The 11,840-nt window shown below is 70.7% G+C and carries 10 protein-coding genes and 1 pseudogene; 6 read left to right on the forward strand and 5 right to left on the reverse strand.

The annotated features are described in order from the left end of the window. Positions 1-3 precede the first annotated feature (3 nt). Positions 4-1,011, forward strand: coding sequence for a COX15/CtaA family protein (locus AB0C62_RS33150; RefSeq protein WP_362979547.1), 1,008 nt, complete (start codon positions 4-6; stop codon positions 1,009-1,011). Here the strand turns inward: AB0C62_RS33150 and AB0C62_RS33155 are convergent. From AB0C62_RS33155 to AB0C62_RS33170, 4 genes are all read right to left on the reverse strand, one after another. Continuing rightward, positions 998-1,765 carry a nucleotidyltransferase domain-containing protein gene (locus AB0C62_RS33155; protein WP_362979548.1) on the reverse strand — a complete coding sequence of 256 codons (768 nt, stop codon included), beginning with the start codon at positions 1,763-1,765 and terminating at the stop codon, positions 998-1,000. The genes AB0C62_RS33150 and AB0C62_RS33155 overlap by 14 nt on opposite strands. A 76-nt stretch (positions 1,766-1,841) precedes the next feature. Beyond that, positions 1,842-2,948, reverse strand: a complete 1,107-nt coding sequence (locus AB0C62_RS33160) for an amidohydrolase family protein (RefSeq protein WP_362979550.1) — start codon at positions 2,946-2,948, stop codon at positions 1,842-1,844. Between the two features lie 127 nt (positions 2,949-3,075). Then, positions 3,076-3,432 (reverse strand): hypothetical protein, encoded by a 357-nt coding sequence (locus AB0C62_RS33165; protein ID WP_362979552.1) that lies wholly within the window; start codon positions 3,430-3,432, stop codon positions 3,076-3,078. Between the two features lie 93 nt (positions 3,433-3,525). Further along, positions 3,526-4,479 carry a heme o synthase gene (locus AB0C62_RS33170; protein ID WP_362979570.1) on the reverse strand — a complete coding sequence of 318 codons (954 nt, stop codon included), beginning with the start codon at positions 4,477-4,479 and terminating at the stop codon, positions 3,526-3,528. Between the two features lie 355 nt (positions 4,480-4,834). Here AB0C62_RS33170 and tkt point away from each other — a divergent pair, with 355 nt between their 5' ends. The 5 genes from tkt to pgl are packed head-to-tail and all read left to right on the forward strand — an operon-like array spanning position 4,835 to position 11,503. Continuing rightward, positions 4,835-6,922 (forward strand): transketolase, encoded by a 2,088-nt coding sequence (gene tkt, locus AB0C62_RS33175; RefSeq protein WP_362979554.1) that lies wholly within the window; start codon positions 4,835-4,837, stop codon positions 6,920-6,922. A gap of 34 nt (positions 6,923-6,956) precedes the next feature. Further along, positions 6,957-8,075: a transaldolase gene (gene tal / locus AB0C62_RS33180; RefSeq protein ID WP_362979556.1), complete on the forward strand. Its 1,119-nt coding sequence runs from the start codon at positions 6,957-6,959 to the stop codon at positions 8,073-8,075. A gap of 4 nt (positions 8,076-8,079) precedes the next feature. After that, positions 8,080-9,603 carry a glucose-6-phosphate dehydrogenase gene (zwf, locus tag AB0C62_RS33185; RefSeq protein WP_362979558.1) on the forward strand — a complete coding sequence of 508 codons (1,524 nt, stop codon included), beginning with the start codon at positions 8,080-8,082 and terminating at the stop codon, positions 9,601-9,603. Then, on the forward strand, positions 9,600-10,724 hold the full coding sequence (opcA, locus tag AB0C62_RS33190) for a glucose-6-phosphate dehydrogenase assembly protein OpcA (RefSeq protein WP_362979560.1): 1,125 nt from the start codon (positions 9,600-9,602) through the stop codon (positions 10,722-10,724). The genes zwf and opcA overlap by 4 nt, the downstream gene beginning before the upstream one ends. Next, a complete protein-coding gene (gene pgl, locus AB0C62_RS33195; protein WP_362979562.1) occupies positions 10,721-11,503 on the forward strand; it encodes a 6-phosphogluconolactonase in 783 nt (260 codons plus the stop codon). The genes opcA and pgl overlap by 4 nt, the downstream gene beginning before the upstream one ends. A gap of 161 nt (positions 11,504-11,664) precedes the next feature. Here the strand turns inward: pgl and AB0C62_RS33200 are convergent. Next, positions 11,665-11,840 (reverse strand): annotated as a pseudogene (locus AB0C62_RS33200) (glucose-6-phosphate isomerase); the annotation flags it as partial.

Raw genomic sequence — 11,840 nt, forward strand, 5'->3', positions numbered from 1 at the left:
ACGATGGTGCGCGTGCCGAACCTGACCCGAGCCGACGCCCTCAGCGCGGTGCGCAACCCGCTCGCCTTCATCGCCGAACGCTGGACCCCGACGACCCGCACGGTGCGGCGCGCGGCGCTCGCCGCGCTCGTCATGTCGGTCGTCATCGTGGTCACCGGCGGTGCCGTCCGGCTCACCGGTTCGGGCCTCGGCTGCCCGACCTGGCCCAAGTGCACCGACGACTCGCTCACCGCGACCAGCGAGATGGGCTTCCACGGCGCCATCGAGTTCGGCAACCGCATGCTGACGTACGTGCTGTGCGCGGCCGTCGGGTGGGCGATCATCGCCGCCCGCTCGCAGAAGCCGTGGCGACGCGGCCTGACCCGGCTCGGCTGGGCGCAGTTCTGGATCGTCATGAGCAACGCGGTGCTCGGCGGCATCGTCGTCCTGGTCGGCCTGAACCCCTACACGGTCGCCGCCCACTTCCTGCTCTCCACCGCCCTGATCACCGTCGCCGCGCTCATGTGGCAGCGCACCCGCGAGGGCGACGGTGAGCCGCGTCCGCTGGTCGGCAGGTCGGTGCAGCAGCTCGTGTGGTTCCTGGTCGTCGCGGCCGTCCTGCTGATCGCGGTCGGCACGGTCGTCACCGGTGCGGGTCCGCACGCGGGCGACTCGAGCGAGGTCGACCGGATGCACGTCAGCTGGGAGAACGTCGCCAAGCTGCACGCCGTGCTGGCGTGGATCGTCGTGACCCTGACGTTCGCCCTCTGGTTCGTCCTCAAGGCGGTCGACGCGCCGCGCGGTCCGCTCCACCGCACCCGGGACCTGTTCCTGATCCTGCTGTCCCAGGGCGTCATCGGCTACGTGCAGTACTTCACCGACCTGCCCGAGGCCCTGGTCGCCCTCCACATGTTCGGCTCCTGCCTGGTGTGGATCGGGGTCATGCGCGTCCTGCTGGCCCTGCGCGAACGACCGGAGATCGTGGCGGACGTCCCGGGCCCGGCGACGGAATCGGCCCTCACGCGCGCGTAGCGGTGGCGTGGGCCGCCACCAGCGAGTCGATGGCGGGCCCCAGGTAGCCTCTCGTGCGTTCGGCCCGGCGGTCCGCCCAGGCCGGGTCGGTCGCGGCGGGCTCCCCGTAGCGGCGCCCCGTGATGTCGTCGACGACGTCCTCGGGCGCCCCGAGTCCGGGGAGCAGGTCGAGCGCCTCCCGCTTGGTGATCAGCCGCCCCTCCCGCAGTGTCACCGTCGCCCGTGCGTGCGTGATCGTGCCCAGGTCGACCCACACGTCCTGCCGCCACAACCGGGCCTTGTCCACGGCGGGACGCCAGAACTCCTTCTGGTCCCGGACGACGAAGGCCCGCAGCTCGCTCACGGGAACGGGCGGCAGCAGTCCCTGCGGGGGTGTGCCGTGCAGGACGCGGCCGAAGGTGTGCAGCTCGCAGCGGGTGACCGGGGTGACCGGCCGCCTCATCGGGCCGTCGTGAGCCCAGGTCAGATGCGATCGTTCGGCGTCGGCGGTCGTCGCGGGTGTCAGGTAGCTGCAGTGCAGCTTGCGGGCCAGTGGCTCCTCGGCCCGGAGCCGGCGGTGCAGCCCGACCAGCGCGCGGGCGGTGGGCAGCCGGAAGGGGTCCTCCTCCAGGACGGCGATCAGATCGAGGTCGCTGCGCCCCTCGCGGTAGTCGCCGCCGGCCAGTGAGCCGTGCGCCCAGACGGCGACCGGGTCCAGGGCGCCCAGCCTGTCGAGAAACCGGTCGAGCAGTCGGGCCGTGGCGTCGTCGGTCATCCGAACAGTCTGGGCCCGGGGGGCGCCCCGGTGAAGGGCGCCGTTCCCCGCGCGGAGCCGGAGCCGGGCCCCGGTCTCACTCCACGGCGTACACCCGCCGGGCGTTCCCCGCGGCGATCAGGCCCGCGACACGCTGGGCGTCGGCCAGCGACCAGGCCCCCTCGGCGACCCAGGTGCCGAGGACCCGGGCCAGTGCCTCGCGGAAGAGGCGGGCACCGATGACGTGGAGTTCGGGCAGGCCGTGGGCGCCGCTGGAGAAGAGCAGCTTGCCGAAGGGGGCCAGTTCGAGGATCTCGGCGAGGACCGCCGCCGCCCGTGCTCCGGTGCGGACCAGCGCGGCCCCCAGGTCGGCGTACACGTGCGGGAAGACCCCGGCGAGGTGCGCCGCGTGCCGGTGGTACGGGTAGCCGTGCAGCAGGACCAGGTCGGTGCCGAGTCCCGCGGTGGCGCGGGCGAAGTCGGTGAGCAGGACGGGATCGGTGCGGTCGATGCGCAGCCCGGGCTCGCCGAGTCCGGCGTGCAGTTGCAGCGGCAGTCCCGAGGCGACCGCGATCCACAGCAGATGGCGCAGCAGGACGGGATCGGAGAGCGGTCCGCCCACCCGGCGGGCGGCCAGCCAGCGGCCCGCCGCCCCGCGGACCTCGCCGGGTCCCGGTGGTTCGGGCGCGAGCGCCAGGCCGTGCCGCACCCCGGCGACCGAGGTGAAGGCGACGGCGTTGGCGGCGGCTCCGTGGACGGACTCGGCGAGGTTGGCGAGAAAGGACTCGACGGTTCCTGAGGTGTCGGCGACCTGCTCGGCGAGCAGTTCGAGGCGGACGATCTCGTGCGCCCCGGCCGCTCCGGTGGAGGCCATCTCACCCGGCCCGGTCAGGTCGCCGGGCAGTCCGGTGTCGACGAGATACGTGGTGATGCCGCTGCCGCGCAGCAGCCTGCGGCCCGATTCGAGGACGCCGAGTTCGCGGCGTCGGGCCAGATAGCGGGCCGGCGTGCAGTGCGGCTCCAGGCCGAGCAGGGGCGGGCACCAGCGGCGCACGGCGAAGCCGGTCTGGGTGTCGAAGAAGGTGGTTCCGGGGGCCGGTGGCCCCTCGGTTCTGGCGAGGTGGGCCTCGAACGTGCCGAGGCCCAGCTCCGTCCGCAGTACGCCGTGGCAGTACTGGTCCACCAGGGACGGCGTTTCGATCATCCGGACTCCCCGCGACTGGACCGTTCCTTTTCAGGTCCTAACGGGTGAAGCGGGTGTCAGGTGTTGGTCGCGCACACCCCGTGCGAACAGCCGACGGTTGTCGGCCGTCCGTGCGACGGGTGACGGGTCAGCCGTTGGAGGGTCCGCCGAGCTGGATGCCGGCCATGCGCTTCCACTCGTACGGGCCCGTCCTCACCTTGGCCGCGAACTCCCCGTCGAACGCCTCGTGCACGGTGACGCCGGCCTTCTTCACGGCGTCCTGCGCGACGGCGACGCTCGGCGCCACGAGGTCGCCCCAGCCGCCGTCCTCGCCGACGAGCACGATGCGGGCGCCGCGCTCGCCGATGTACGCGATCTGCGCCTCGGCGCCGCCGTGCGCCTTGGCGAAGGCGTCGATCTCGCGTCCGAGCCGGGCGGCCACGCGCTCGGCCTTGGGGTCCTGGGCGGTGCCGGGGGTCTCGTCGATCTGCTCGGTGTCTGCCATGGGCAGGATGCTACCGACGGGTAGATCAAACGGCGACGGGCGGGGTGCGTGGGCTTGACCACGCACCCCGCCCGTCGGCCGGAGAAGGTGTGCCTACCGCAGGAAGGGGTCCACGGCGACGGCGACGAAGAGGATCGACACGTAGGTGATCGACCAGTGGAAGAGCCGCATCTCCTTGAGCTTGGCGCCCGCGACCTCGGCCTTGGCCCGGTTCTGCAGGCCGTGGGCCTCCCACAGCCAGAACCCGCCCGCGCCGAGCGCGACCACGGTGTAGAACCAGCCGGTGTAGCCGAGCGGGGTGAGCAGCAGCGAGACCGCGACCATCACCCAGCTGTAGATGACGATCTGGCGGGCGACGACCTTGTTGCTGGCGACGACCGGCAGCATCGGGACGCCCACGCGTGCGTAGTCGTCCTTCACCTTCATGGACAACGGCCAGTAGTGCGGCGGCGTCCAGAAGAACATGACGAGGAAGAGGATGACCGGCGCCCAGGACAGGGAGTCGGTGACCGACGACCAGCCGATGAGCACGGGCAGACAGCCGGCGATGCCGCCCCACACGATGTTCTGCGACGTACGGCGCTTGAGGATCATCGTGTAGACGACGACGTAGAAGAGGAGCGCCCCGAGCGACAGCCAGGCGGACAGCCAGTTGACGGTGAGGCCGAACAGCAGCGTCGAGACGACGGCCAGCGACAGGCCGAAGGCGAGGCACTCGCGGGGGCTGACCATCCCGGTGACCAGCGGGCGCTGCGAGGTCCGCTCCATGAGGGCGTCGATGTCGCGGTCGATGTACATGTTGAGCGCGTTGGCCCCGCCCGCGGAGAGGTAGCCGCCGAGGCAGGTGAGGAGCACCAGCTTCAGGTCGGGTACGCCCTGCTGGGCCAAGAACATCACTGGAACGGTGGTGATCAGCAGCAGTTCGATGATCCGCGGCTTCGTCAGCGCCACGAACGCCTTGACACGGGCCCCGAATGGCCGCTGACCCCGGCTGCTGCTCGTCCCGAGCACACCGGCTGGACGGGATTCGACGGCCGTCACGCACACCCCTGACAGAGACATCCCAGCAAGCCCCGGGGTGTGAACTCCCCGTAAAGGCTCGCGCGTACCACGCCACTGTAGACGTTGCCCAGACCCCGGCATTCGCGGGGGTGCGCTCGTGTTGGGAGGTGCCGCTGGAAGAGCCCGTCACCACTCGATTGAGCACTCGGACGAGCGGCTCCGTATTCACGTGTCGAACACGGAACGGCCCAGTCGGGAGGCGGATCCCGAAGAGTCCCGGCAGTCTGGAATGACTCGAAAAAACGCACGTACTTACGGGGGTAGGCTCGACAACGGCCGGGGCGCCCAGTGCACCGGCAATTCGACATGTGTGACATGTGGAGAGGAGCCCTGACCCAGGGTGAGCACCAAGCCGACCACCACAGACCTCGAGTGGACCGCATTGGACCAGCGGGCTGTCGACACCGCCCGCGTCCTGGCCGCCGATGCCGTACAGAAGGTCGGAAACGGCCATCCCGGTACGGCCATGAGCCTCGCGCCCGTCGCGTACACCCTCTTCCAGAAGGTGATGCGGCATGACCCGGCGGACCCCGACTGGGTGGGGCGTGACCGCTTCGTGCTGTCCGCGGGCCACTCGTCCCTGACCCTCTACACCCAGCTCTACCTCGCCGGGTTCGGCCTGGAGCTGGCGGACCTCGAAGCCTTCCGGACCTGGGGCAGCAGGACGCCCGGTCACCCGGAGTACGGGCACACCCCCGGGGTGGAGACCACGACCGGTCCCCTCGGCCAGGGTGTCGCCAACGCCGTGGGCATGGCGATGGCCTCCCGCTACGAGCGCGGCCTGTTCGACCCGGACACCGCGCAGGGCGAGTCCCCGTTCGACCACTTCATCTACGCGATCGCCGGCGATGGCTGCCTCCAGGAGGGCATCTCCGCGGAGGCGTCCTCCATGGCCGGGCACCAGCAGCTCGGCAACCTGATCCTGCTGTGGGACGACAACCACATCTCGATCGAGGGCGACACGGAGACCGCGGTCTCCGAGGACACCGTCAAGCGCTACGAGGCGTACGGCTGGCACGTCCAGCGGGTCGCCCCGAAGCCGGACGGCGACCTCGACCCGAACGCCCTCTTCGACGCCATCGAGGCCGCGAAGAAGGTGACGGACCGGCCGTCGTTCATCGCGATGCGCTCGATCATCGCCTGGCCCGCGCCGAACGCGCAGAACACCGAGGCCGCGCACGGCTCGGCGCTCGGCGACGACGAGGTCGCGGCCACCAAGCGCGTCCTCGGCTTCGACCCGGAGAAGTCCTTCGACGTCGCCGACGAGGTCCTCGCGCACACGCGCCAGGCCCTCGACCGCGGCCGCGAGGCCCGTGCCGAGTGGGAGAAGGGCTACGCCGCCTGGCGCACCGCCAGCCCGGAGCGCGCCGCCGAGTACGACCGCATCGCCGCGACCGAGCTGCCCGCCGGCTGGGAGCAGCACCTCCCCTCGTTCGAGACGGGCAAGAGCGTCGCCACCCGTGCCGCGTCCGGCAAGGTGCTGCAGGCCCTCGGCCCGGTCATCCCCGAGCTGTGGGGCGGCTCCGCCGACCTGGCCGGCTCGAACAACACCACGATCGACAAGAACAGCTCGTTCCTCCCGGCGGACAACCCGCTCCCGGAGGCCGACCCGTACGGCCGCACGATCCACTTCGGCATCCGCGAGCACTCCATGGCCGCGGAGATGAACGGCATCACGCTGCACGGCAACACGCGTGTCTACGGCGGCACCTTCCTGGTGTTCTCCGACTACATGCGCAACTCGGTCCGCCTGTCGGCCCTGATGCACCTGCCGGTCACGTACGTGTGGACGCACGACTCGATCGGCCTCGGTGAGGACGGCCCCACCCACCAGCCGGTCGAGCACCTCGCCTCGCTGCGTGCCATCCCGGGCCTGAACGTGGTCCGTCCCGCGGACGCGAACGAGACGACGATCGCCTGGCGCGAGATCCTCAAGCGCTACACGAAGGTGTACGGCAAGGGTGCTCCGCACGGCCTGGCGCTGACCCGTCAGGGCGTGCCGACGTACGACGCGAACGAGGACGCCGCCAAGGGCGGATACGTGCTGTTCGAGGCCGAGGGCGGCACGCCGGAGGTCATCCTCATCGGCACCGGCTCCGAGGTGCACGTGGCCGTGGAGGCGCGTGAGCGGCTCCAGGCCGCGGGCATCCCCACGCGGGTCGTGTCCATGCCGTGCGTGGAGTGGTTCGACGAGCAGGACCAGGGGTACCGGGACACAGTCCTGCCGCCGTCGGTGAAGGCGCGCGTCTCGGTGGAGGCCGGTATCGGTCTCACCTGGCACCGCTTCGTCGGGGACGCCGGACGGATTGTTTCGCTGGAGCACTTCGGCGCTTCGGCGGACGCCAAGACGCTGTTCGCCGAGTTCGGCTTTACTGCCGAGCACGTCGCCGACGCCGCCCGTGAATCGATCGCGGCAGCCCAGCGCTGACGCCGACATACGACACGTAGGAGATGCAATTTCCATGACAGACGCACTCAAGCGCCTCTCCGAGGAAGGCGTCGCGATCTGGCTGGACGACCTGTCCCGCAAGCGGATCACGTCCGGCAACCTCGCGGAACTGATCGACCAGCAGCACGTCGTGGGCGTCACCACCAACCCGTCGATCTTCCAGAAGGCGATCTCCCAGGGCGACGGCTACGACCAGCAGCTGTCCGACCTCGCGGCCCGCAAGGTCACCGTCGAGGAAGCCATCCGCATGATCACGACGGTGGACGTCCGTGACGCCGCCGACATCCTGCGTCCCGTCTTCGACGCGACGGGCGGCCAGGACGGCCGGGTCTCGATCGAGGTCGACCCGCGCCTGGCGCACAACACCCACGCGACCGTCGCCGAGGCCAAGCAGCTCGCCTGGCTGGTGGACCGTCCCAACACCCTGATCAAGATCCCGGCCACCAAGGCGGGTCTGCCGGCGATCACCGAGGTCATCGGCCTCGGTATCAGCGTCAACGTGACGCTGATCTTCTCGCTGGAGCGCTACCGCGAGGTCATGGACGCCTACCTGGCCGGTCTGGAGAAGGCCAAGGAGCGCGGCCTGGACCTGTCGAAGATCCACTCCGTGGCGTCCTTCTTCGTGTCCCGCGTGGACACCGAGATCGACAAGCGGCTCGACGCCCTCGGCACCCCCGAGGCGAAGGCCGCCCGCGGCAAGGCGGCCCTGGCGAACGCCCGGCTCGCCTACGAGGCGTACGAGTCGGTCTTCTCCTCGGACCGCTGGGCCGCCCTGGACAAGGCGCAGGCCAACAAGCAGCGTCCGCTGTGGGCCTCGACCGGCGTCAAGGACCCGGCGTACAAGGACACCCTGTACGTCGACGAGCTGGTCGCGCCCAACACCGTGAACACCATGCCGGAGGCCACGCTGGAGGCCACCGACGACCACGGCCGGATCACCGGCAACACCGTCGCCGGTACGTACGACCAGTCCCGTGCCGAGATCGACGCCGTCGAGAAGCTCGGGATCGCCTACGACGACGTGGTCCAGCTCCTCGAGGACGAGGGCGTCGAGAAGTTCGAGGCGGCCTGGAACGACCTGCTCAAGTCGACCGAGGCGGAACTCAAGCGCCTCGCCCCTTCGGAGGGCTGAAACCTTGTCGAGCAGCAATCCGCTGCGTGACCCCGCAGACCGACGGCTCCCGCGTATCGCGGGGCCGTCGGGCCTGGTCATCTTCGGCGTCACGGGCGATTTGTCACGTAAAAAGCTGATGCCCGCGGTGTACGACCTAGCCAACCGGGGTCTGCTGCCGCCGGGCTTCTCCCTCGTCGGCTTCGCCCGGCGCGAGTGGGCCAACGAGGACTTCGCGCAGGAGGTGCACGACGCGGTCAAGGAACACGCGCGCACGCCGTTCCGCGAGGAGGTCTGGCAGCAGCTCGTGCAGGGCATGCGCTTCGTCCAGGGCACCTTCGACGACGACGAGGCCTTCGACCGGCTGCGTTCCACCATCGACGAGCTGGACAAGGCGCAGGGCACGGGCGGCAACTTCGCCTTCTACCTGTCGGTGCCGCCGTCCGCGTTCCCGGTGGTCATCAAGCAGCTGAAGAAGCACAAGCTGGCCGACCAGTCGAACGGCTCCTGGCGGCGCGCGGTCATCGAGAAGCCCTTCGGTCACGACCTCAAGTCGGCCGAGGACCTCAACGCGATCGTGCACGAGGTCTTCGCCCCGGACCAGGTCTTCCGTATCGACCACTATCTCGGCAAGGAGACCGTCCAGAACATCCTGGCGCTCCGCTTCGCCAACACGATGTTCGAGCCGATCTGGAACCGGTCCTTCGTCGACCACGTGCAGATCACCATGGCCGAGGACATCGGCATCGGCGGCCGGGCCGGCTACTACGACGGCATCGGCGCCGCCCGTGACGTCATCCAGAACCACCTCCTCCAGCTGATGGCGCTGACCGCGATGGAGGAGCCCTCCTCCTTCGACGCGGACGCGCTCGCCGCGGAGAAGACCAAGGTGCTCGGCGCCGCCAAGCTGCCCAAGGACCTGGGCAAGGACACGGTCCGCGGCCAGTACGCGGCCGGTTGGCAGGGCGGCGAGAAGGTCGTCGGCTACCTCCAGGAAGACGGCATCGACCCCAAGTCGAAGACCGACACGTTCGCCGCGATCAAGGTCGAGGTGGACAACCGCCGCTGGGCGGGCGTCCCCTTCTACCTGCGCACCGGCAAGCGCCTCGGCCGCCGCGTCACCGAGATCGCGGTCGTCTTCCAGCGCGCCCCGCACTCCCCCTTCGACCACACGGCGACCGAGGAGCTGGGCCAGAACGCGATCGTCTTCCGCGTCCAGCCCGACGAGGGCGTCACGGTCCGCTTCGGCTCCAAGGTGCCCGGCACCTCCATGGAGATCCGGGACGTCTCGATGGACTTCGCCTACGGCGAGTCGTTCACCGAGTCCAGCCCGGAGGCGTACGAACGGCTGATCCTCGACGTCCTGCTCGGTGACTCGAACCTCTTCCCGCGCACCGAGGAGGTCGAGCTGTCCTGGAAGATCCTCGACCCGATCGAGCAGTACTGGGACAAGCACGGCAAGCCCGCGCAGTACCCGTCGGGCACCTGGGGCCCCGTCGAGGCGGACGAGATGCTCGAACGAGACGGACGGAGCTGGCGTCGCCCATGAAGATCGACCTCACGGACACCACGGCCAGCAAGATCAACAAGGCGCTCGTGCAGGGCCGCCGCGAAATCGGCGCCCCGGCCGTCGGCATGGTGCTCACCCTCGTCATCGTCACCGACGAGGAGAACGCCTACGACGCCCTGAAGGCCGCCAACGACGCCTCGCGGGAGCACCCCTCCCGCATCCTCGTGGTCATCAAGAGGGTCTCCCGTTCGCCCCGCGACCGCACGAAGTCGCGCCTCGACGCCGAGGTGCGGCTCGGAGCGGAGGCGGGCACCGGCGAGACGGTGGTGCTGCGTCTGTACGGCGAGGTCCTCAACCACGCCCAGTCGGTCGTGCTGCCGCTGCTGCTGCCGGACGCGCCCGTCGTCGCCTGGTGGCCGGTGAACGCGCCGCTCGACCCGGCGAAGGACCCGCTCGGCGCGCTCGCCCAGCGCCGCGTGACCGACACCTACGCGGCAGAGTCCCCGGTCCGGGAGCTCAACGCACGAGCCGACGCCTACGCCCCCGGCGACACCGACCTGTCGTGGACCCGCATCACGCCCTGGCGTTCGATGCTGGCCGCGGCCCTGGACCAGGTCGTGTGCGACGTGGCCGCGGTCGAGGTGGAGGGCGAGGAGTTCAACCCGAGCTGCGAGCTGCTGGCGATGTGGCTCGCGGACCGGCTGCACGTCCCCGTCAAGCGCTCGCTGTCCGCAGGCCCGGGTCTCACCGCGGTGCGGATGGACACCAGCTGCGGCCCGATCGTCCTGGACCGCGCCGACGGCTCCCTCGCCACCCTCTCCATCGAGGGCCAGCCCGACCGTGCGGTGGCGCTCAAGCGCCGTGAGACGGCCGAGCTGATGGCGGAGGAGCTGCGCCGCCTCGACCCGGACGACACCTACGCCTCGGCGCTGCGCTACGGCGTGGACCGGCTGAACGCGGAGGCAGCCGCCGCCGAGGAGACCTCCTCGGGCGGGACGACGACGGCCACGAAGACCGCTCCGGCCACCAAGAAGTCCACCGCGGCTCCGGCGGCGAAGAAGACGGCCGCTTCGTCCACGGCGAAGAAGGCGACGTCGGGCTCCGCGGCGAAGAAGACCGCCGCGAAGAAGGCTCCGGCGAAGAAGGCGGCCGCCGAGTGAACACTCCCCAACTCGTCGTCCACCGCGACAAGGAACTGATGGCCCAGGCCGCGGCGGCCCGGCTGATCACGAAGATCGTGGACGCGCAGGCCTCGCGCGGATACGCCTCGATCGTGCTCACCGGCGGGCGCAACGGCAACGGCCTCCTCGCCGCGCTCGCCTCCCAGCCCGCCCGGGACGCCGTCGACTGGGGACGCCTCGACCTGTGGTGGGGCGACGAGCGCTACCTCCCCGAGGGCGACCCCGACCGCAATGACACGCAGGCCCGCGCGGCCCTCCTCGACGCGGTTCCGCTGGACGCGGCACGGGTCCACCCGATGCCCACGTCCGACGGTCCCCACGGCGACGACGTCGAGGCGGCGGCGGAGGCGTACGCGGCCGAGCTGGCCAAGGCAGCGGGACCCGAGAACCACGGCACGGTGCCGGAGTTCGACGTCCTGATGCTCGGTGTCGGCCCGGACACCCACGTCGCCTCGCTCTTCCCGGAGCTGCCCGCGGTGCGGGAGACGGAGCGGACGGTGGTCGGCGTGCACGGCGCGCCCAAGCCGCCGCCGACCCGTATCTCGCTGACCCTGCCCGCGATCCGCTCCGCCCGCGAGGTGTGGCTGCTCGCGGCGGGCGAGGACAAGGCGGAGGCGGCCGCCATCGCCCTGTCCGGCGCGGGTGAGATCCAGGCTCCGGCGGCGGGGGCCCAGGGCCGCTCCCGCACCCTGTGGCTGCTGGACGCGGCGGCCGCCTCCCAGCTGCCGCGTTCTCTGTACCCGCCGGCCTCCGCCTGACCGGTACGAACGCCGAACGCCGGAGAAGCGACTTCCCGCTTCTCCGGCGTTCGGCTTTCACTCTCCTGTCCAGCCGGCCCTGTCCAGTCGGACGCGGCCGGACGGGGAAACGGGCAGACTTTCGCCGCCCGCTTCCCGCGCCCTCATGGCGGCCCGTGGGCTCAACGCCCGCGCAGCTCCCGGTACGTGGCGACCAGCGCCTTGGTCGACTCGTCCAGACCCGGCACCTCGGCGCCCTCCGTGAGGGCGGGTTCGATGCGCTTGGCGAGGACCTTGCCGAGTTCGACGCCCCACTGGTCGAAGGAGTCGATGTTCCAGACGGCGCCCTGGACGAACA

The organism is Streptomyces sp. NPDC048643 (genome assembly GCF_040650615.1).
Classification (GTDB): Bacteria; Actinomycetota; Actinomycetes; order Streptomycetales; family Streptomycetaceae; genus Streptomyces.